This window comes from Trichocoleus sp. DQ-U1, assembly GCF_039961925.1.
Taxonomy (GTDB): Bacteria; Cyanobacteriota; Cyanobacteriia; order Cyanobacteriales; family FACHB-T130; genus FACHB-T130.
In genome coordinates, this window is the sequence record NZ_JAMPKB010000004.1 from 1 (window position 1) to 22,621 (window position 22,621).

The following is a 22,621-nucleotide window of genomic DNA, read 5'->3' on the forward strand; positions in this document are numbered from 1 at the left end:
TTTTCAGGACGTTATCGCAATCGCAGGCAGAGATTTGGTTTGCGCTTAAACCTAATTGCTGGCTTGCTGAACTACGAACTGGCACATGCCTCCTGATTCATGCAGGAGGTCTAATGTCTGGGCAGCAGAATTTGTGCCCTGCGCTCCGGCAGAGCGACTAGCCATCGATGGCAAAAGTATTCGTTGTACATTAACCGACTATAGTCAGTCATATCAAAACTTTGTCAGCATCGTGTCGGTGTTCAGCCATCAACGGGGTGTTGTGCTGCGGATGCAACCGCTGCACAACAAAGAAAATAGCGAGCTAACGGTGGTGCAGCAGTTGGTGTCCGCCTTTACTGGTGATGCGGTGATGTTTACCCTAGATGCTTTGCACTGCCAAAAAAAACAGTGGCACTGATTCGGGAAAGTGGCAATGACTACTTGATTGGTTTGAAGGAAAATCAGCCCACACTCTGCAAAACAGCCGAGATACAACAACACACCTCACCGCCCCTGAGTCAGGCCACAGTTGTAGATCATACTCACGCTCGCTATGTCAAGCGCCATGTTCAGGTGTTCCCAGCTCCACCAAAGCTGCAACGGCAATGGGCTGGACTCACTAGCTTCGTGAGCGTCGAACGTTCCGGTCAACGGGATGGTCAGCCGTTTATCGAGACTCAGTATTACATCAGCAGTCAGTCTCAAAGTGCGAGTGAGTTTCTCCGCGCCACTCAGGGACACTGGGGGATTGAAAACCGGCTGCATTGGGTCAAGGATGTTACCTTCGCTGAGGACTTTCCATTACGACGGGGCGGTATTGCTCCGGTCAATTGGGCAATATTACACAACTTTTTTATCACTATTGCCAGATATCTTGGTTTCCGCACTATCCCACAGGCACAACGGGCTTTAGCTAACCAACTCCAGAAAGTTTTTTCTTTTTTTGTATGAAACCACCCTGCCCGGTGTCGAAGCTTTAAGGGAGAAGCGGCTTACGGCTACTGTGCGGCAAAACAGCAGACTTACTATGGCTTTCATGGTCATTTACTCAGGGGGTAACAGGAAGCTTGAAGCAGATGTGTAGCAAGGGATAGAGTCGCTAAGCACAAAAAAAGATAGGCTTGATACTTGACCACAAGCCTATCCCAAAAAATGCTGCCTCCATTCTACCAAGCTCATCTCCAACAGTGCCTCAGTCCTCGCCATTACTTGCTCGTGAATCTGCTGGTGTTGCTATTGCAATGGCACAAACAAGTGCGTCTCGAAAGACTTGCGGCCAGCTTGCCACTACCGATTCAATTTGAGGGTCGTCGCCGCTGTTTGCAACGCTTGTTTTCGAGTCCTCAGTTGCACATTGATACCCTCTGGTTGCCCTTAGTTGGCTACTTGCTGTCTTGCCAATTCCGAGTGGGACAAACTCTCTACTTGGTCCTCGACCGCACGCAGTGGCAAGGGGTGAATGTGCTGATGGTCAGTGTGATTTATCGAGGACGAGCGCTGCCTTTGTACTGGCAGTTCTTGTCCCATTCTGGGAGTTCGGGTTTAGCGCAACAACAAGCGGTTTTACGCCCACTTTTAGCGCTACTCAAGCCTTATCAAGTCGTGGTCTTAGGAGACCGTGAATTTTGCTCGGTGCATCTAGCGCAATGGTTGGGCCGAGAGCAGCTCAGCTTCTGTTTACGCCTACGCTGTAACGAGTATGTTCAGGATGGCAATGGCTCTGTTGAGCAACTCCAACACCTAGGATTAAAACCGGGCCTGCTCACAATTCTTTGAGCAGGTGAGGGTGACCAAACAAGCGGGAGTTGGACTGTTTAACGTAGCGAGTTATTGGAAACGAGTTTATCGAGGCCATTGCCAGAAAAGTGCTTGGTTTCTCCTGACAAATCTCCCCTCTTTGAGTGCTGCTGTTCAGGCTTACCAGCATCGCATGGGCATCGAAGCTTTTTTTCGCGATTACAAAAGTGGGGGCTATCAAGTCGAATCCACTCGTCTCAATCCTGAACGCTTATCGGGCTTATTTGTCCTTTTAGCTCTTGCCTATACCAGTGCGGTCATTCAAGGCTATGAAGTTCGTTCTCAAGGCTTATCGAGCTATATTTTTCGAGCCAAAGAAGGACGAAGAATGCGACGCAGACATAGCGATTTTTGGATAGGTTTGTATGCCCAAACCTGGTTAGAAGGGATGGATTTAGCCACTGATTGGGTAGAGTCTTGGATGCAGCTTAGTGGCAATAAGCAACTCTATCTTCAGCAAGGCTTGCATGCTGCTTCTCTCCTCCAGTCTTTGTTCTAGCCTTCTTGTTACCCCCTGAGTGGTCATTTACTCATCAGTGCAACCGGAGTAATTACTGGATTTAGCCTGACCCCAGCCAATGGCAGCGAACGAGAAACACTCGCTGGTTTGGTGCCTGCCATTGGTGGCTTACTCATTGGCGACAAAGGGTATCTCTGGGCTGCCCTTGAGCAGGAGCTTCAAGCCAATGGCATTCGCCTGGAAACGGCGTTGCGATCCAACATGCACGACCCTCGAAGCCCAGCGTTCGTCAAATTACTCATGCGTACCCGACGACTGGTTGAAACCGTGATTGGGCAACTGGTTGAGCGCTTCTCGATTGAAAAAGTCTGGGCACGCGACTTGTGGCACTTAACCAGTCGGCTCAATCGCCAACTCTTAGCTCACACTGTTTGTCGTTGGCTCAACCGTCATAGCCTTGACCCCTTGCAGTTTGAGCAACTTCTGGCTAGCTAGTTTTAGTCGCACATCGCGTTACAATTTCCGGCGTTGCTGAATAATGGGAGGAATCAAGCAGGAATTGGGACATCCCAAAATCTCAAGTAGTGAAGTAACAAGCGGATTGAATGTCTCAGCATTGCTTCGGATTTGGAACGGGACTTAGACAAAAACTGAGGCAAAAATGGCTTCAAATCGAGATAGAGAAATGCTTTCAGCTCAAATGGGCATAAATCTAGTATTCACTAGGGTTTCAGGCGTTTTTATGTTGTTGACCTCTTTCCCTTGTCCTGAAAGCTTTTCAGCCCCTTCAGGAGCCAGAAAATGTCTAAGCCCCAATAGCACAATGTTTTGCGATGTAATCGTGCTAGATAGTGCCTCAAACGTGTATTCTCACCTTCGACTCGTGTCATGTAGGTTTTGCTCACAATCTGATCTCCCGATGGAATAAATCCCGGATAAACACTCCAACCATCAGTGACATAGAAATAACATTGCCATGCTCCAACGATTGCCCACAAAGGTTCAAACGTCTTTGCACTACATCGCCTAATACCCAACCTAAAATGCCTGCTCTAAAGTGGTCTACTGCTGTCCACAGCCAAATTTTGTTTTTTTTGCCCCAACAAATGTTTCGAGTTCATCGAGTTCACCGACTTGTGGAACCACTTCTGGCTCATAGGCATCAGGCAGGTGTTCTCCAACCTGTTTGACCCAGTGAATTACAGTTGTATGGTGAACGCCTGTCACTCGTTCAATAGCTCGAAAGCCCATACCATTGACATACATCCGTAAGCATTGCTGCTTGATGTCGTCACTGTATCCTTGAGCCACGGTGTAGCTATCAACGAACTGACGGCGACAACTGGCACAGATGTAATGAAAGCTTACCCCTTCTCTTGCCGTTCTTACGGATGTGAGTAGATTGACAGTCTGGGCATTGCATCAAAACCCACCCTAATTCATCCCTCCATTATGCAACGCCCAATTTCCCTTAATAAACTGGAAAGTAGGGAAATCCGCATCTCGATGGGTGGGAATTCCATAGGTTTAAGTAGTCTGCCCTCTACTCAGAACGAACAGCGATCGCTCACAATCAATACTTAAGATACTCGAAGCAAGCGAATTAGAGATCCCTAACTATGCTGGAACAAGGCACAATCACGATTCATACCGAGAATATTTTCCCGATTATCAAGAAATCTCTCTACACAGACCACGAGATATTCTTGCGGGAACTAGTTTCAAACGCTGTGGATGCCATCCAGAAACTCAAGATGGTTTCCTTCGCAGGCGAATTCACCGGCGAACTGGGCGCACCAGAAATCAAAATCGCAATTGACAAAGACAAAAAAACCCTCTCCATCTCGGATAACGGTATCGGCATGACGGCAGAGGAGGTCAAGAAATACATCAACCAAGTTGCCTTCTCTAGCGCCGAAGAATTTATCCAAAAGTACAAAGCCAACGCAGATCAACAGATTATTGGTCACTTCGGTCTTGGCTTCTACTCCTCCTTCATGGTGGCCCAAAAAGTCGAGATTGATACCCTCTCTTACCAGCAAGGAGCGCAAGCAGTTCATTGGTCTTGCGATGGTTCACCCGTCTTTCAGTTAGAAGACTCACCAAAAACTGAACGCGGCACCACCATCACCCTCACGCTTCAGGATGAGGAAGTGGAATACCTGGAAGCAATGCGGATTCGGCAGTTGGTAAAAACTTACTGCGACTTCATGCCAGTAGCTATCCAACTGGACGGGGAGACAATTAACCGGCAAAAGGCACCTTGGAAGGAATCGCCCCAAAACCTGACCAAAGAAGATTATCTAGAATTCTACCGCTACCTCTACCCTTTCCAAGAAGAGCCGCTGCTGTGGGTGCATCTTAACACTGACTATCCCTTCATCCTGAATGGGATTCTTTACTTCCCGAAGCTCAAGCCGGATGTGGACACCACCAAAGGGCAAATTAAGCTGTTCTGTAATCAAGTATTTGTCAGCGACCACTGCGAAGAAGTCATCCCCAAGTTCCTGCTGCCGCTGCGAGGCGTCATTGATAGCACTGACATCCCCCTGAATGTCTCGCGCAGTTCCTTGACCAACGACCGGACAGTGCGGAGAATTGCCGATTACATTGCTAAGAAAGTAGGCGATCGCTTGAAAGAACTTTACCGCGAAAATCGCGACGAGTACATCCGCTGCTGGCAAGACGTAGGCACTTTCGTCAAATTCGGCTCCCTCAACGACGACAAATTCAAAAAGCAAGTCGAAGACATCCTGATTTATCGCACCACTGCGAACCTTACACCTGCGGCTCCAGAAACTGCTCAATCCGATATCCCAGCCGTTGAAGTGCAATCTCAAGAGGGCGATGTCTGGCAAGAAGTGACCCCAAGTCAAACCTCGGCTTCTTCACCTCTCAGCCCTCAGTCCGAAGCTCTCGCCACTAACTACACCACCCTCAAAGAGTACCTGGAACGGAATAAAGACCGCCACGAAAATCGAGTTTTTTACTGCACCGATGAAGTCTCCCAGGCGACCTACGTAGGACTACACAAAAATCAAGCTCTAGAAGTCCTGTTTATGGACTCCTTCATAGACTCCCACTTCATCAGCTTCCTAGAGCATGAACATCCGAATGTTAAGTTCTCCCGCGTAGACTCTGACCTCGACCAAACCCTGCTTGACCAGGATAAAGCAGGAGAAATTGTTGACCCCAAAACTAACAAAACTCGCTCAGAACAGATTAAAGAGTTATTCCAGAAAGCCCTCAACAAGCCCAAACTAAATATCCGCACCGAGGCGCTCAAGTCAGATGATCCTCAGGGAACCCCACCAGCAATGGTACTCTTGCCAGAAGTTCTGCGGCGTCTGCGGGAGATGAACGCATTGATGCAGCAGCAAAACGTTGAATTTCCTGAAGAACACATTTTAGTGGTCAATACCGCGCATCCGCTGATCCAAAATCTAGTTCAGTTAAGCCAAGGGAGTATTATCCAAGGTGAGGGTCAATCGCCCACCGGCGATTTAGCTAATCTGATGTGCCAGCATATCTATGATTTGGCATTAATGGCTCAGAAAGGATTTGACGCTGAAGGGATGAAATCCTTTGTGGAACGGTCGAATCAAGTGCTAACTCGTCTGACAGCACGCTAGGCGAGTATGGGTGGGCAGTGCCCACCTAAGCAATAGCTTGGGTACAATCTAAAAGCTATATCTAAATAACGACCGAAAATCTGGAGATTAGACTATGTCGCGCAAATGTCAGCTGACCGGCAAAAAGGCGAATAATGCCTATGCAGTTTCTCACTCTCACCGGCGTACCAAAAAGCTACAGGAAGCAAATCTTCAATGGAAGCGGGTTTGGTGGCCTCAAGGGAATCGCTGGGTGAAGCTAAGGCTTTCTACGAAAGCAATCAAGACTCTAGAGCTAAAGGGTCTGCAAACGATGGCTAAAGAAGCGGGAATTAACCTGAATCACTATTAGTACACACTATTAGTACAGCCTCTAGAGAATCCCTGAGTGCTTATGGCTTCTAGTAGAGACGCTGCCTGCGATGTCTCTACGCTTTGTTATTTATGTGCTGCCTGATACCCCACTACATGGTGCGTGTTGGGCAGTTTCTTTATTTTTTTACTAGAGATGATAGGTTTTGCACAACATCTGGGTATCTTAACTACAGTGAATCTACCTCGATTTTTTGTTAAGTTGTGTTGAAGCTAAACGGTATCTTTGCAAAGATGGTTTATAGAGACTCTTAAATCTATCCCTTGAGGGAAGCGCACATCTAGCCTTTATTTCAGAATACGGAACGGACATTTCTACTCCGGAAAGGTACTGAAAAATTTAACAAGCCGTTAAACAGCAGTTAAACGTCTGAGTGCGTAGTTTCCCGGTTGCCCACCAGAAATTGGGTTGTTAAGACAGAGGAGAAATGTCGAACTATAAATTTTTGATGAAGCTTCCCTTCACCTCATAAAAGGCGAAATTTCAGGCATTCAGCCTTTTCTCAAACTGTTTAGCGCCAGCCCTTAATTTTTTAAGTTTTAAACTCTTCATTCCACTAATCTCTCACCTTTGACAGGAAAGCAGCCATGTCATCCCGCAACAAGCTAGTTAAAGCTATCCAGAATCTTGTCCGACAAATGATGCAGCTAGCAAGAGTAATTACCAAAACGCTCATGAACTGGCTCTTGCGGAGCTTAATGGTTATCGGTCGAAGCTCCAAGCTTGCCAAGTCGGGATTTATCTTGCCAACGGTGACGATGGTGATCCTGGTCGTCATTTTGTTGACGACAGCGATGGTGTTCCGGTCGTTTGATCGTTCCAAAAATGCCAGCAATATTAGAGTGAGTCAGGCAACTCTGGCGGCGGCTACACCAGCACTTGACCGTGCCAAAGCAAAGATATCTGCTTTACTGACAGACCCAACACTGCCACGAGCCACTCCAACAGATATTGCCTTAACAAACGCGATCGCAGGCAATATCAAAAAGTATACTTTGGGCGACGAAACACCGTTAGTTGTTCAATATGACTTTGGAAACGGCACAGGGGGTCTTACTTCAGATGGCAGTATTCAATCTTTGAGTTCTGCAAGCAATAAAGCAAATTCGTTAGAAAACGACGAAAGAAGCACTACTGCTTGGAGATTTCCCGTTGATACAGATAACAACGGCACACCCGATAGCTATACCCTGTACGGCATCTACTTCCGCACTCCTTTAACCAGAACTAAAAGAGCCGCTGTAGATTCTAGAACTCCACCGATGGATGACAGCGCAACTAACCAGCAATGTGCAGCAGCACAAGGTAACTTCGCTGGATTAGTCGGCAGTTCCGGTTGGAATAAATCAGGGGCGGTTCTGAAGAAAAGCTTCTATGTTTTTGCAGCCACTGTTCCACACACTCCACCTGAAGGTACTCCTCCCAATCCAGGGATGGAACGCTACACAGGCAACAGAGGCTTTACTGCTATAGAGTACCAGCAAGACCGGGCGCAGATTCCCCTGAGTAACAATGCTGTTGTATACGAAGATGACTTAGAGATTACTCCAGGTTCTGGTCTAAAGCTAAATGGACGCATCCAGACCAACAGTAACTTAATAACTAACAAAGCGGGGAGTGGGGATGTTGAATATTACCAAGTCAGCAGCTATAAATCTTGCTTCTTTCAAGAAGAAAACGGCAAAATTACTGTTGGCGGTAACGTGCTGGTTGGCGGCATAGGTAGCACTAGTACCGGGTCAGTTTTTGTTGATTTGTTTAAAAATGACAAAACTGTTAACCGTCAAAGCTTAGCAACGGGCAATCAATCAGTATCAAACACGCCCGACCAAGCGGGCTATAATAGCCAAGCGTTTGCTAATAGGATTGACATCTTAGCTAAGAATACGGCTCCTGGAAAAGAGCCAAAAGAAGTTTTAGAGAAAATTCCTGCGACTGCTTCTCCAGAAACAAAAGAAGAGATTCGCTTAGATGCGCTAAAGAATTACTTCAAAGATCGGATGCCTCGCGTCCCGTTTGCAGAAAATGCTACTGCCGATTCTCCGACAACAGCACCTGAAGGAAATGGAGATACGCCGGGAAACCCGCTGCGACCACCCGCAATATGGATAAATCCATTTGCTGGAACTAAAAATCTGACGCTTCAACCGAGTAAGCCGCCTGCAACAGAACCGACACAACAGAAACAGACAGGCACAGAATCAAGACTTGGCGATCGCATCCTTGTTGGTAACGGTTTACCCGCTACATGGTGGAATGGCACCTCATTCGTGGGTTCGCAAGAAAAGCAGCAAGTTGATACTTCCACAAAGTGGGATGGTTCCAGCGAGTTGCGCTACCGCACCACGCAAATCGTACCTCTCTCCGATTTAGGTAACACAGATCGGGACGGCTTCTGGGAAGAACACGCCGCCAAACCACCCAGTCAACCGCTTGACGGATGGGGAGGGCTGCGAGTGGTTACAGGTGCTGGGGTTTACACAGGTGTGCGCGTTGGCTCAACTCCCCCTCCGACAGCAGCGGAACTTCCTTCTGCGTCTTTTCTGCCACCACCAAAACCAGGTGTAGCTGGGTCATTGCAGGAATTGCAGGTTCCCGACGATACGTCAACCACAAATATAAACGAATCAAAGTTTACAGTGGTCTGGCCTGACACCATGCCAATGTGGGACGACACAAATAAGAATGGTCTTCCTGACCTAGAGCCGGTTGACAGAAGAGGGGATCTAGTGATGCGAGCCACGGCAGTTTATCACTATAAAAAGAGTGCTGCTGCCAAAATCACAGACAATCAAACCCCCATTGCTTGTGTCAGTAACTACTACGACCCCAGCACCAGCCTCACAGCTAAGAACCGGCCTTTACTAGCCCCAAGTTTTGCGGGTCCACCAGGCGTTACCGGAACTACGGGCAGATCCAATAACGGCATCAGCTACCCACCGCCCACCGCCCCAAGACCTACTACTTCAGCAGCACCAGACAGTACTACTGGTCTATTTCCCGTAGGCTTGAACCCCAATGTGTTTGGCCCAATAATCGAGCGACTCTACTATCAAGCCAACCTGATCTTCCCCAACGGGCGTTTTGTGAATGAGCCACTCCGGGATGCACTAACAGCCCTATCCAAACCGAATGCGGCTCTCACAATTTCACAGCAATCTGCGATTGATGCCACCATGTGCTCTTTGCAAATTTTAGGGGGGGGTATAACTCCTAGTAATGCTGTCATCCCGCATGGAACAATCTACGAAACGAGTTTTCTAGATGCGCGCCAGGTTAAAGCAATTGATAAAGACGAGGCTCCTGGTAACGATGCGGTGGGTGGTTTAGCAACCTTTAGAGCCTTAGGCCCCGGTAATGGAACTACACTCACAGGAAAATATAACCTTCCCGTCGAAGAGCGTCAGCCGCTAGAAATTCGCGCTACCGTTTTGGATTTAAGCAAACTGCGAACCACAACAGTTACGGGAACCACTGTCGCTAAACCCGATCCCGAATACCTGCTACCAAACAGCGGCATTATCTATGCTACTCGTGACGACGCGCTGCCCGATCTGAGTGAACCTTGGCCTACAACGGGTAGCACAGCACAAAGAAATGCAACGCGCAAAGCCAAAAGTCCAGTTGATTTTAAGCTAGATCCTACCCGACGACCCAACGGGATCATGTTAGTGAACGGTAGCATCCTAGCCCGTGGGGCAGGGAATACCAATACTTACAATTTGGTAGATCCCCCAGGGGCGGAGAAAGGTCTGATCTTAGCGACTAACTTGCCAGCTTATGTGAAAGCTGATAGCCGAGGCTTTAATCTGCACTCATCCTCAGCAACGGGACAAGCTTTGGAAGAGTTTGATGATGTATTGTTGTCAAACGTTCCGACCTATAACAATACGACATTTTATAGCCGTCAAGATCCAGAGGACGACTTCGGCTGTCGCAAAGGACAGCCTGGGATTCCCTGTCCTAATGGTGACTTGTGGCGACAAGCAACAGTACTTGCCGACTCGGTTAGCCTACTCTCTGATAGTTTCCGGTTCGGTTTCCGCAATGAGGGAGACTATGACCTGAGAAACAACCAAGGATATCTCACCTCGATCAACCAGCGCAAGGAACAAGGCTTCTTAGACAACAACTTTGTAACTAATGGTCTCAGTAGCGGTGCAACAATCATTGCGCCCGCTGGTAATGGAATTAATCCTACCCCAGTAGACAAAATACCTACAGACTTTACCTACGCCCAAAACAACACCACCAGTCCTATCCCTCCTAATTACGTCCCCAGTTCTTACTTCAACAACTTCGTCACGCCAATTCAACGACGCGGCAGTTTCCCAGAGTATTTGATGGAAGTCTGTACAAAACTACCCGTTACTGAATGTACTCCTGCTGACTGGTATATCGATCCAACGCCTGGTTCACTAAAAAAAGCATCAGATAAGACTGTTGGTGGTACTTATAAATTCATCGATCAAGCCTTGGACATCTCCAATACACATAAAGCAGGCACAACAGCTAAACCTGCTCCGCAGTATCAACGTTACGCTCGGCGGGTGGCTTTCCTAAGAGATGATAGCGACAACCTGGTGAATGACACTGGTAGTGCGATTACATTTCCACCACCTCTCAGCCCACCTCCTACCCCGGCTGCCGTCGCTGCTATCGCCGCCAACTTGGTTCCTCTGGGAATTGATAACTCAGGCAATATTAGGCGGTATCCATACAGTGGTACAACTGTGCCAGCACCTGCAAATAATGCTTTGTGGTTTAAAACAACTTCGACTCCAGCAACTCCAAATAACGGTGCTAGCTACAGCACTAGCAATCGACTATTTATTCAGGAGATACCATCAACCGCACAGGGTCAGCCGCTCTTAGCACCAATATTGCAAATTCACCTGACAAACCAATCTACGATTACAAACCCCAATTCTGAAAATATTGGTACTGCGGGGAAAGCTATTGCCAATAATACGCTCTGGCTGCACAGACCTAGCCCTAACACGGGCACGACTTTCAATCTTTTGATTGCAGGAGGTGATAGTCCTAGCAGACCCGGAGAAAGCAATGGAGGATTGCAAAACTTTGTGCGCTTTATAGAAAACTGGAAGGCCATTCCCGCCCGAATCAACGGATCGTTCATCCAATTCAATCGCAGTGCCACAGCTACAGCTCCATTAACTACTGCTAAAAGCGCAACTCCGCCTGTTAGTCCTTTTGGCTATAACAAGTTATACGCCAGCGAAATCAGCAAGGTTAGCGATGCTGTAGGGGGTAGCACAGCCTTCTACGTGGAACCTTTGCGTTACTGGGGCTTTGATGTAGGGCTACTGTCTCAGCAACCTGACTTGTTCTCGCAACGGTTCACTACGCCAGATGCGGGCGCTCCAAACGAGTTCTACAGGGAAGTCGCTCGAGATGATGAGTGGGTAAAAACCTTACTGTGTGCTAAGTTGCCGCCTACTACACCGACTGCCAATCCTACTACTCCAGCCATAGATGCAAACCAGCGTCCGGAGGCTTTCTGCACGGCTAAGACAGGCGGTTAATTTCCCAAAGCAGCAGGCAAAAAGATTCCAGTTAAGAAGAGCAAAACTGTAGTTAAGGTCAAGACCCAGCCATGAGCAAACGCAAACAGCCGCAACCTACCTCCCAGTCCAATCAAGCTGGTTTCACTATTATTGAGTCCTTGCTGGCGATTATCGTAGTGACAATTTTGATGGTGGGGCTATCACCCGTTATCGTGCTTTCGGTCGCAACGCGGGTTCAGGCGAAGCGGGTGGAACGAGGAACCGAAGCTGCCAGAGCATACATTGATGGTGTTCGATCGGGGGCTATCATAAGTACCACTACAGGGTTTCCCGTTCATACGACTCAGTCTTTTAAGTCGGTTCCTAGTCCTACAAGTGCGACAGGTTTGTATTGCGCCGATCTCGATGGTGGTGGTTGTAGTAGCACCAGCAACACAGACTTATATATTCAGGCTTTCCGAAATGGGGATGCAGCCAAGCCGGAGAATGGCTACAAGTTAGGTATTCGAGTTTATAGAGCAGATGCCTTTGCAGATTCAGGTGCCCTAAAAACAATGGGAACTGATAAAGCTAAAGCTCAAACTTTTAGTGGGGGGCTAGGCGATCGAAAAGCTCCCCAATTTGAAACGACTACAGAGATTGCTGGCAGTGGAACTTCGCTGAAAACTTTGTGCGATCGCATTCCAAAAACCAATCCTGACAGTTGCTCTTAGTAATTTTCATTCTGGTTGCTAAATATTTGCGAATAATAGGAAAAATCGTAGCATGATGAATTCACTTAAATTCCTGTTAACCAGTCAGCTAAAATGCTCTCAGTTGGCTCAGAAGAATGGCGGTTTTACCCTCATAGAAGTTCTAGTAGCTATGATCCTAGCTGCTCTGGTCATCGGCCCTTTGCTAGGGTTCATGGTTAACATTCTGGAAAGCGATCGCAGAGAGCAAGCTAAAGCAGCTTCAGAGCAAGAAATTAAGGCGGCTCTTGATTACATTTCCCAGGATTTATCACAAGCAGTCTATGTTTACGACGCAGCAGGATTGAATAACCTCTCAACAGCAGCCACTCCAGGAATTAGAGACCAAATACCACCTACTAAAGCAGTTGGTAATTGTAACTCTATTACAACTTGCAAACCTGTGCTTGTCTTCTGGAAGCGAAAGTTACTTACTAGCGCTGAGGTTGGAACTCATACAGGTGGAAATGATGCCTTTGTATATTCACTTGTAGGGTATTACTTGATCAATGATGCTGGTGTTAATGGTACTTGGTCAAAAACATCCAGAATTGGCAGATTTGAAATTAAAGATGGCATCCGCAGTCCTAACACGGCTGGCACTGCCAGAGTAGAAGGGACAAGTACAGTTTACTATAAACAAGTGCCTGACAAAGGATTCCAGTTATTTGATTTATCCATACCAGGCGACTTGTCTACTAAGATGAATCAGTGGAAACAACACCCGGAGGGCTATGATGTAGCTAAAATTACTAATCATCCAATAAGTTCTGTATTAATCGATTATGTAGATCAAACGGCTATTCCTAATGGAGCTACTTGTCCTGCTGGTTTGGCACCGACATTACCGACAACACCAGGATTTTATGCCTGTGTAGATGCATCTAAAGGTTTTGCACAAGTAAATATTAGAGGAAATGCCTTAGCTAGAATTCAAAACACTCCTCTTCCAACTTGGAGTGCAGGTTCAGTTTATTTCCCCAGTGCCAGCATCCAAGTACAAGGACGTGGTTTTCTCTATACAAAGTAATAAACTTCACCAGCAAGGCAAATCAGTGAGAAAAGAAAAGATGGGAAGCCTAGCTTTTTTACAAAAAATACAGCATATCCAGCCCAAACGATCGCGCTATCAATCTGCTGCTGGATTCACCATGATCGAGTTGCTGGTAGTAATTATAATCATCGGAGTATTAAGCGCGATCGCCGCTCCTGGTTGGCTTGCCTTTGTAAATCGGCAACGGATGAATGCAGTTAACGATGGGGCTTTGAACGCTCTTAGAGAAGCTCAGAGAGAGGCTAAAAGAACAAAACTGAGTTACAGCGTCAGCTTTAGAACCAACGCTGATGGTATTCACCAGTATGCTGTTTACTTTGCTGATAAAGACAATAGCGGAAACTTTCTTCCTCCTCCTGCCCAGGCTTGGAGGAAACTAGGTGAGAACCAGGAAATACCAAAAGGGACGGTTTTGCTTGGTACAACCCTCACTGATGTAAACAAAGCTGGTTCTTCCCTCTCCCAGCTAACTGCTAATCAGCCAACAAAAGCAATTATCTTTGATTATCAGGGGAATTTATCGCCTCAACCCAGCTTGGGAAATAGCGGTTTAATTGTGGCTGTGGCACAAAACCAAGCAGCACTTAACACTGCTAACGGCACGAAGCGTTGTGTGATTGTTAAAACCCTCTTAGGTTCTATTCAAACAGGGCAAGATGATAAATGCAGTCCCTAAACATTAAAAGATTAGGCTGTTACAAAAAACAGTGAAAATATCAAACTCAGAAGACGTACCTAGAGAGGAAGTTGAAAAGCTAGGTGTGCTTTTGTGTATATAGCTAATGCCTAAGAAGCTGTTAAATCGCTCCGGCGGTGGTTCACCCTCAATAGAGAGTTTAGTCGTAATTTTAATAATCGGGATCTTGAGCGCGATCGCTATTGGAAAAAATACTGGCTAAAACCAATAGTCAATTGCAAAAATCAGCGAAGATACGGAACTCAAAAGACACATCAAACAAGGAAACTTGAGAAATTGGGTGTGTCTTTTTAGTATCTAGCTAATGCGTAAAAAGTTATCTAATTGCTCCAGCGGTGGGTTCACACTGATAGAAAGTTTAGTCGTAATTTTAATCATAGGGATTTTGAGCGCGATCGCTGCCCCTAGTTGGTTAGGATTTCTCAATGCCCAACATCTCAGAACAGCACAAGACCAAGTTTACCGCGCGATGAGAGAAGCTCAAAACAATGCTAAGCGTGACAAAGTTGCTTGGGAAGCCAGCTTTCAAGAACAAAATGGGGTCGTTCAGTGGGCAGTTAATCGTGCCGGTATTAACCCCAGCCCCGGACAATGGCAGAATTTTGAGCAAAATATTCAAATAGACGCTCCTAATACCACCTTAGCTTCACAGTCATTAGGTAGTCCGCGCCGAGTCCGGTTTGACTATAGAGGTTGCGTAATCATGAATCCGCAAGAGAACTTATATTTGGCAAGGGTAACGCTGAACATTAAGAATGGTGGGGAAGTCAAACGGTGTGTATTTGTTTCCACCCTTCTGGGAGCGATGCGAACAGCGCAAGATAAAAGTTGCAAAGTGTAATCTATGCGATCGCTATTATCGCTTGGTAATAGGGAATGCGATCGCATCGAGATTCTTGTTCCCAGAACGGTTGTCTGGGAACAAGAAACCCGACTATCCCTGAGACAACCAAGACTGCATCGCGGCTGCTGTCTTCTGCCGGTCAAGCTTCAAAACCAGCACTCCTAGTGGCGGCAAACACAAGTCTAGCGAATAAGGACGGGTGTGGAACGACCACTCATCTGTCCACTTACCGCCTAAATTGCCCATGTTACTTCCCCCGTACTCACGGGCATCGCTGTTAAACAGTTCGGTATAGAATCCGGGTTCGGGGACACCTACACGGTAGTGACTATGCGGCTGAGGAGTAAAATTGCACACTGTGATAATAAACTCCTCCGAATCTTTCGCCCTGCGGATAAACGCGACCACGCTATGACGGTTGTCGCTGCAATCAATCCACTCAAAGCCTTCTTGAGCAAAATCCTGAGTAAAAAGAGCCGATTCGCTGCGGTAGACATGGTTGAGCTCACTCATAAACCGCTTCAGTTTTTGATGCGACTCATGCTGCAACAAATGCCACTCCAAGTCACCCCAGACATTCCACTCACTCCACTGCCCAAATTCCATGCTCATAAACAGAGTTTTCTTGCCTGGGTGAGTGAACATAAAGGCGAATAAGCAGCGAGCATTCGCGAACTTCTGCCACTCATCCCCCGGCATCTTGCCAATGATATTACTCTTGCCGTGGACTATCTCATCGTGAGATAGCGCCAGCATGAAGTTCTCGCTGTGGTTGTACCACATACTGAAAGTAATATTGTTCTGGTGGAACTGGCGGAACCAAGGGTCCATGTGGAAATAGTCCAGCATGTCGTGCATCCAGCCCATGTTCCACTTCAAATTAAAGCCCAGTCCCCCTACGTAGGTAGGCCAAGACACCATAGGCCAAGAAGTTGACTCTTCTGCAATCGACAGAGTGCCAGGGTAATAGCTGAAAATCGTATGGTTCGCCTGACGCAGAAAATCAGCCGCCTCAATGTTTTCTCTGCCGCCGTACTGGTTAGGCAACCATTCCCCAGGCTCGCGGCAATAATCTAAGTAAAGCATCGACGCCACAGCATCCACACGAATTCCATCAATGTGGTATTTGTCAAACCAGAACAGGGCGTTGGCAACCAGGAAGTTCCGCACTTCATTGCGGTTGTAGTTAAATACTAGAGTGCCCCACTCTTTGTGTTCGCCTTTGCGGGGGTCGGCGTGTTCGTAAAGGTGGGTGCCATCGAAGAAGGCGAGACCGTGACCATCTTTGGGGAAGTGACCCGGAACCCAGTCCACTAGCACCCCAATCTCGTTCTGGTGGCACTGGTCAATAAAATACATGAAGTCCTCAGGTGTCCCAAAACGGGAAGTGCAGGCATAGTACCCTGTTACCTGATACCCCCAAGAGCCATCATAAGGATGCTCAGCGACTGGCAATAATTCAATATGAGTAAATCCCAGCTCTTTAACGTAAGGAATTAGCCGTTCTGCCAGTTCCCGGTAGGTAAGAAAACGCGCTCCTGGTTTATAGTCAGAGACGACTACCACTGGCTCTGTCTCTCCATTTGCCAACCGTGGCGGTTCAGCGGAGGAAGCGTGCAGCCAAGACCCTAGATGTACTTCATAGACAGAGATAGGATGGGTAAGCGGGTCGGTGTGGCGGCGCTTTTCCATCCAATCTTGGTCATTCCATTGGTAGGAATCTAAGTCAGTGACAATCGATGCTGTTTTAGGACGCACTTCATGTTGAAAGCCGTAGGGATCGGATTTTTCGTAGATGTGACCGTCGGCGTTTTTGATTTCATATTTATAGTGTTCCCCAAAGCCCAAACCGGGGATGAACAGTTCCCAGATGCCGGTGGAACCTTTACGCATTTGATGTTCGCGACCATCCCACTTGTTAAAATCCCCCAAGACAGAGGCGTTGCGGGCATTGGGTGCCCAAACGGCAAAATAAACTCCTGTCACCCCATCAATTTCCGTCGTATGGGCACCTAGTTTCTCATAGATGCGATGATGATTCCCTTCGGCAAACAGGTGCAAGTCAAAGTCTGTCAGGTGGACAGAACGGAAGGCGTAGGGGTCGTAGATAACACGCTCGTGTTCCCCTTCTTGAATCCGCAGCTGATAGTTTGCTAGTTCTGGCGTTTCAATGGTGCATTCAAAAAAATGAGGGTGATGCACTGTTTGCATGGCGTATTCTGTCCGGTCTTGGGGGCAAACTACCCACGCGGCGTTGGCATTGGGTAGGTAGGCTCGCACTGCCCAGACGGTTTTGCCATTTTGCTCAATGGGATGGGCACCCAGGATTTCAAATGGGTCTTGATGTTGATTCCAAACAATCCGCTCAATCTGTTCGGGGGCGATGGTCATGGACATAAACCTACTTATCCTAAAGGTCTTGAATGAATGGTTTCTCGATAAGGCTTTTTGGACGCGCACGTGTGTTGCGATCGCCCGTATCGTTGGCTTAAGGCGATCGCGTAGCGTCTGCCCTAAGCCTGAAAGTCTTCCCGTCAGGTAGGGCTATAGCAGCTAGCGGTTGAAGAACGAGCATCTCCCTCTGGTTAACAGCACTTTAATATTTATATACATTTTTTGTTTTTTGTATATTTTGTCATCGGTAGCAGGACACAGTTGTTTCTTCTACGTAGGACAATGTCAATAAAAGTGCATCGTCATCTAGCGTGAAACTGGCTGTTTTTAGAGTTATTGAAATTTACGTCTTCATCTGAGTATTGAGTTAAGAGCCGGAGCAAGCAAGTAGGTATAGCAAACAAAGGCAGATTTTCAAGTGGGGTGTACGCAGTTTATGATAGCGACTTACTTAGGCAAACGCTTTTCTCGTTGCCATCACTTTCCAAGGAACGCGAACCTTTATAACACTGACCCCACACAAAGCAGATAAATTAATTGCTAAAATGCAGGATTTATTTGGGAGTAGGGATACCGAAGGTACGCAGAAGCCGCCGCACGCGGAGCAGAAAAACTAATTCTCGGAGTTTGGGATTTACCTGGGATGTTGCAGCAGGACGGGTTTGCAGAGCGTTCTGCAATTGGGCATACTCAGCAGCCGTGAGTTGCTTGCCGTCGATAGGCGATCGCGCTTCCGTAATAATCTCCGTCCGCAATACTTCCTCAGGAGTATCCTCCGGTGGTGGCAGTCCCCTAGCAGGCATCACCCCCAGCAGTTGAAATGAAAATTGCAAAATCCATAGTGAAAAAATGGGCTTTTTCATTTCTATTTTTAATATTCAGTGTATTTTTAATTTTTAATTTTTAATTTCCCAATCCGGGGGGTAGTGGTTCCCGACAAAGAAGGTGAATCCGCTCAATGCGCTCAAACAACCAAGGATAATCTTCTCGGTATTGAGGAATCAGCGCCAGAGGACTCAGTAAAGCGGCTGCGGCGATGTCTGCAACACTTAAGCGATCGCCCACCAGGTAGAGGCTATTCTGCCCGCGACTGGACAAGACTTCCATTGCTACCTTCAGCCGATTTGCTGCCAGTTCCACCGCCGCCTGATTAATTCCATATTGCCGCCGCACCACCTGAATCACCAGCTGACTAGACGGCGAAGGGTCGATTTGCTTACCAGCACCGGCACGAAAATCATAGTAAACAAAGCGAGTCGCCGTGCCGATACTTTCATCCAGCCAATCTTCCAGCATCAAGGCTTCTGTCTGTAGTTGGCGATCCGGTAACGATAGCGCTGGTTCTGGGCGATAGCGATCTAGAAATTGTAAAATCTGCGTCGAGTCAGCGATCGCTTGCACTTCCTGCCGCGTCCCTGAGGGCGTAGCTTCGCTGACTCCCTGCATATCTTCTGCCTCTAACAAAAGCACCGGCACTGTCGTGAGTCCGGTGATTGGCTTGAGTTTGAGGATATGTAGCCCTGGGGTTAAATTTTCAACCTGATAAGCAATTTGCTTATAACCTAGCCCCAGTCTTGCTTTCCGACAATAGTGAGAAGTACTAAATTGCAGTAGTCGCATTTAATGCCAAAGCCGCCTACCGCAACAACAGATAAACATAGTCAGACCTTACTCCGACTCTAGGTGAGCCAACTAATGCTTGTGACCCCAGTTGTTTTCTCCAGTCAGTTGTTGCCAACATAACAGTTGTCTTGGGCGTCAATATTGACTCAGATAGTAGTAGATACCGAGTGAATGTGTGAGGAGCAATTACCAGATCGGGGTTCAGATGTTTCAGAACTCACTACTAACTTTCATACCCGTCGATTCGGTACGAATCCCTTCCAGGAGAAGTAAGGAGCGAAAACCAGATCACTAAGGAGACTTTGTGGGCGCTGGGCTAGTAGTCGTTCCACCAGTCGTCGGAGATGTGGTAGGAGAAGGGCTAGTAGTCGTTCCACCATCACCCGAGCCTTCCTGACAAGCTCCCAAGGTGGTAGCCAAGCCGAGAACTAAAAGCAGACTCACTATTTTTTTGTTCATACACTCCTCTTTAAGAGATTGCAACCAAAGGAATCGTTTGCTATTTAATCACAATATTGCGGTTTTTGCTTAGACGCTCCCGCAGGTGAAATCGGAATTCTTGGTTTCACCAGTCCTCTTAGCCAGTTTTGGGTATTCCAAAAGACTGAGGTTCCTTAGCTCCCAAGCTTGAATTCCGGTGCGCCCCACCGTATTCTTTGGATTTCTTTCGTACTTAGGAAAGAATACTCTCGCTCTACTGGATTCACACTCACTCTTGAGAGTGATATTGCTTTGAGTTTTTTCAATTTCTTTTTTAGCAGAAGCCTCGGAAAAACAGAGCAAGCTCTACCAGCAAGTGGTAATTTTGTCTATCCGCGAATTTTCGAGGATTTCCACATCGGGAGCGAATTTAGTTTTCTCAGCAAAGCAAAGGAATGAAGCTAAGAAATCAACCTTTATGGAGATGTGGAGACTCAGTATCAGTTATTCTGAATACAATTTACGACCAAAGTGACTGATAAACTAACTTGGCTTACCAATTGCTAGTGATTTGACAACAGGACGATTGACCGCTGCCTAAAATTTTTACCAAACTAGACGCGCAAGAAGAGTTCAAGGGAGGCGGCGTGTTTCCGCTTGTGGCTTATACCAGCAAATTATTTCCAGCCTGGATTCAGTACCCGCGAAAGCATTGGGCACTGCTACAGAAAATTGTGGATCGCATCCGCAACTCGTTGGAGTTGCAAGTGGTGCTGCAAACGGCAGTGGACGAAATTGCCACGTTGCTACACCTAGATAGGTGTTGTTTTTTGTGGTATTTCGAGGATACCAAGCGGGTACAAGTTGTCTGCGAGCGGATCAATGGAGAGCAAAAGAATTCTCAACTGGGGTACCATCCCTTAGAAACTTTTGGCGCAGTGGAGAGTGCGATCGCTTCTGGGAAATTAATTATCAACAGCCAAACAGCAGGTTCTCACCCGACGACAGGGGGGATGATGAATCGATGGCTTTCCTGGCTAAAGCGAGATAACCAGCAAATCGACACCAGTGGACGCTCCCAAGGGTCTTCTCCCTGGGACAGGGCTAACTTGTTCGTTCCGGTTAAGCGAAAAGAAGGATGGGTTGGCTTTATTGTCTGTATTTCAGAGCAACCCCGCACCTGGTCAAACTCCGAAATTGAATTTCTGCAAGCGATCGCCCAGCAGCTAGAAATTGCGATTTGTCAAGCTCAGCTTTACGAGCAAACCCAGAAACAAGCTCAAAGAGAGCAATTGGTGAATCAAATTACCAGTCAAACCCGGCAGAGTTTTAACTTGGAGACGATTCTGACTGAAGCGATCGCTCATCTGATGCAGGCGCTGTCAGCAGATCGGTGTCTAGTTCATCTGGTGGAACATAGCGACACTTTGGAAGAGGAGCGAAACCGGGGAGTCGGGAAGCAGCTTGTAGAGACAAAGCCGATCGCGTCTGAAGCCGAGGAGCAAGAAGCAAAGGAGCAAACAGATAAAACTTGCTTATTGCAACCCTTGCCCGCTGACGGTGCCGCTTTTCGGCGGAAATACCTTTTTGAGGTGTGTCGGGAGCCTTTTCCTTCTACCATTGATGACTTTGATACCCACGGACCACTGACCCAATGGGCGATCCAGCATCGTCAACAAGTGAGTATTCCTGACATCAAGCAAGACCCCCGAATTGGGGAAGCAAACGAAGAGTATCAAAAAGCCCAGATAAAATCTTCCCTGGTCGTGCCAGTACAGGCAAACGGAACACTCAACGCAATTCTTTATCTCAATCAGTGTTCGCATATCCGGTATTGGTCGAAAAATGACCGGACACTTGCCCAAGCGGTTGCCGATCAGCTGGCGATTTCCATTCGACAAGCCAACTTATACGCCCAAACTCAGCAGCAGGCAGTAGAAAGCGCCGCTCAAGCTAAGCAACTGGCCCAAACGCTGATTGAACTGCGACTAACGCAATCCCAGTTGATTCAAAGTGAAAAAATGTCAAGTCTGGGTCGGATGGTAGCTGGCGTTGCCCACGAAATTAATAATCCAGTGAACTTTATCTACGGCAATATTCCTTATGTGGAAAAGTATGTAGATGACCTGATTCGATTAGTGCGGAGCTATCAAACTTTCTATGTCAATCCAGATGCTGAATTACAAAAGCTCACTGAGGAACTAGAGCTAGATTTCCTCCTGAGAGATTTACCGCGCATTTTGAATTCGATGCAGGCAGGTGCCCAGCGAATTCACGAAATTGTTAAATCATTGCAGAACTTCTCGCGCCATAATCAAGCGTCCCTGAAACCAGTAGATATTCACATCGGGCTGGAAAATACGCTGTTCTTGCTGCACAGTCAGCTGGGCAATGAGATCCAAATAGAGAGAAACTATAGCGACTTGCCTTTAGTGGAGTGTTACCCGAAGCAACTCAATCAAGTTTTCTTGAGTATTCTGATGAATGCGATAGAAGCGCTCAATCGGGGGTTTTCCGAGGACAAAAAAATCGCCTTGCGTACCGAATTGGTGCCGGACTACTCTCCAGGGGTCGCTAGTGTGCGGATTGCGATCGCTGACAATGGGCCAGGAATTCCCCCAGAAATTCAGTCGAAAATCTTTGACCCCTTCTTTACTACGAAAGACGTTGGTCAGGGCAGCGGATTGGGCTTAGCAGTAAGTTACCAAATCATCGTTACCCAACACAAAGGCAAGCTACAATGCCACTCCCAAGTCGGTCAAGGTGCAGAGTTTATTGTTGAAATTCCCTTAATGCCCCCCCAACCGTTGTTAGCGCGGGGTGAGGAGAAGGACGCTAGCATTCAGGAGTCAGCAGTCAGAAACTCAGAAGCAGAAATTTATCCCTCATCCTATCCGGTGGGTAACGCGAGCAGCTCTCCAGCAGCTTCCCTCAGCATCCCAACATCTTACATCCTTCATCCTACCGAACCTTCTCCTGTTCATCTCAAAGCAATCGCGACGACCTTGCCAAAAGAAGCAATTAGAGAGTGTTAAGCTGTGGTTGCGTCGAAGGTAGCGACTAGGTACACGTTCGCTATCGATTAGCCATCTCGACAAGAATGTTGG

Annotated in this window: 16 protein-coding genes and 4 pseudogenes; 14 read left to right on the forward strand and 6 right to left on the reverse strand. The window is 47.4% G+C overall.

Annotated elements, in window-relative coordinates:
- From NDI34_RS02495 to NDI34_RS02520, 6 genes and pseudogenes are all read left to right on the forward strand, one after another.
- Positions 1–96 (forward strand): annotated as a pseudogene (locus NDI34_RS02495) (IS5/IS1182 family transposase); the annotation flags it as partial.
- A gap of 37 nt (positions 97–133) precedes the next feature.
- Complete coding sequence (locus tag NDI34_RS02500; protein ID WP_348231745.1) at positions 134–400, forward strand: hypothetical protein; 267 nt, start codon at positions 134–136, stop codon at positions 398–400.
- A complete protein-coding gene (locus tag NDI34_RS02505) occupies positions 391–933 on the forward strand; it encodes an ISAs1 family transposase (RefSeq protein WP_348231746.1) in 543 nt (180 codons plus the stop codon). The genes NDI34_RS02500 and NDI34_RS02505 overlap by 10 nt, the downstream gene beginning before the upstream one ends.
- A gap of 201 nt (positions 934–1,134) precedes the next feature.
- A complete protein-coding gene (locus NDI34_RS02510) occupies positions 1,135–1,758 on the forward strand; it encodes a hypothetical protein (protein ID WP_348231747.1) in 624 nt (207 codons plus the stop codon).
- A gap of 10 nt (positions 1,759–1,768) precedes the next feature.
- Positions 1,769–2,278 (forward strand): hypothetical protein, encoded by a 510-nt coding sequence (locus tag NDI34_RS02515; protein ID WP_348231748.1) that lies wholly within the window; start codon positions 1,769–1,771, stop codon positions 2,276–2,278.
- A 21-nt stretch (positions 2,279–2,299) separates the two neighbouring features.
- Positions 2,300–2,734: pseudogene (locus tag NDI34_RS02520) on the forward strand (transposase); the annotation flags it as partial.
- 53 nt (positions 2,735–2,787) lie between these two features.
- On the opposite strand, the pseudogene NDI34_RS02525 reads toward NDI34_RS02520, so the two are convergent.
- Positions 2,788–2,871 (reverse strand): annotated as a pseudogene (locus NDI34_RS02525) (IS1 family transposase); the annotation flags it as partial.
- Positions 2,872–3,054: 183 nt separating this feature from the next.
- Positions 3,055–3,662 (reverse strand): annotated as a pseudogene (locus NDI34_RS02530) (IS1 family transposase); the annotation flags it as partial.
- 196 nt (positions 3,663–3,858) lie between these two features.
- Between NDI34_RS02530 and htpG the strand changes: the two are divergent.
- From htpG to NDI34_RS02565, 7 genes are all read left to right on the forward strand, one after another.
- Positions 3,859–5,871: a molecular chaperone HtpG gene (gene htpG, locus NDI34_RS02535; protein WP_348231749.1), complete on the forward strand. Its 2,013-nt coding sequence runs from the start codon at positions 3,859–3,861 to the stop codon at positions 5,869–5,871.
- Between the two features lie 94 nt (positions 5,872–5,965).
- Complete coding sequence (gene rpmB, locus NDI34_RS02540) at positions 5,966–6,202, forward strand: 50S ribosomal protein L28 (protein ID WP_190410643.1); 237 nt, start codon at positions 5,966–5,968, stop codon at positions 6,200–6,202.
- Between the two features lie 608 nt (positions 6,203–6,810).
- A complete protein-coding gene (gene hpsA, locus NDI34_RS02545; RefSeq protein WP_348231750.1) occupies positions 6,811–11,769 on the forward strand; it encodes a hormogonium polysaccharide biosynthesis protein HpsA in 4,959 nt (1,652 codons plus the stop codon).
- Between the two features lie 71 nt (positions 11,770–11,840).
- Complete coding sequence (locus NDI34_RS02550; protein WP_348231751.1) at positions 11,841–12,464, forward strand: prepilin-type N-terminal cleavage/methylation domain-containing protein; 624 nt, start codon at positions 11,841–11,843, stop codon at positions 12,462–12,464.
- Between the two features lie 55 nt (positions 12,465–12,519).
- Positions 12,520–13,512: a hormogonium polysaccharide secretion pseudopilin HpsC gene (gene hpsC / locus NDI34_RS02555; protein WP_348231835.1), complete on the forward strand. Its 993-nt coding sequence runs from the start codon at positions 12,520–12,522 to the stop codon at positions 13,510–13,512.
- A gap of 40 nt (positions 13,513–13,552) precedes the next feature.
- The gene (locus tag NDI34_RS02560) at positions 13,553–14,212 is read left to right on the forward strand and encodes a prepilin-type N-terminal cleavage/methylation domain-containing protein (RefSeq protein ID WP_348231752.1); all 660 of its coding nucleotides are present in this window, start codon (positions 13,553–13,555) and stop codon (positions 14,210–14,212) included.
- A 325-nt stretch (positions 14,213–14,537) separates the two neighbouring features.
- Positions 14,538–15,074 carry a type II secretion system protein gene (locus NDI34_RS02565; RefSeq protein ID WP_348231753.1) on the forward strand — a complete coding sequence of 179 codons (537 nt, stop codon included), beginning with the start codon at positions 14,538–14,540 and terminating at the stop codon, positions 15,072–15,074.
- 93 nt (positions 15,075–15,167) lie between these two features.
- Here the strand turns inward: NDI34_RS02565 and glgB are convergent, their stop codons facing one another.
- The 4 genes from glgB to NDI34_RS02585 all read right to left on the reverse strand — a co-directional run bounded on the left by glgB (position 15,168) and on the right by NDI34_RS02585 (position 19,553).
- A complete protein-coding gene (gene glgB / locus NDI34_RS02570) occupies positions 15,168–17,474 on the reverse strand; it encodes a 1,4-alpha-glucan branching enzyme (protein WP_190533460.1) in 2,307 nt (768 codons plus the stop codon).
- 551 nt (positions 17,475–18,025) lie between these two features.
- Positions 18,026–18,334, reverse strand: a complete 309-nt coding sequence (locus tag NDI34_RS02575) for a hypothetical protein (RefSeq protein WP_190533457.1) — start codon at positions 18,332–18,334, stop codon at positions 18,026–18,028.
- A 40-nt stretch (positions 18,335–18,374) separates the two neighbouring features.
- A complete protein-coding gene (locus NDI34_RS02580; RefSeq protein WP_348231754.1) occupies positions 18,375–19,091 on the reverse strand; it encodes a glutathione S-transferase family protein in 717 nt (238 codons plus the stop codon).
- A gap of 294 nt (positions 19,092–19,385) precedes the next feature.
- Positions 19,386–19,553, reverse strand: a complete 168-nt coding sequence (locus NDI34_RS02585; RefSeq protein ID WP_348231756.1) for a hypothetical protein — start codon at positions 19,551–19,553, stop codon at positions 19,386–19,388.
- Between the two features lie 608 nt (positions 19,554–20,161).
- Here NDI34_RS02585 and NDI34_RS02590 point away from each other — a divergent pair.
- Entirely contained in the window at positions 20,162–22,549 is a 2,388-nt protein-coding gene (locus tag NDI34_RS02590; RefSeq protein WP_348231757.1) for a GAF domain-containing protein, read from the forward strand.
- Positions 22,550–22,621: the final 72 nt, after the last annotated feature.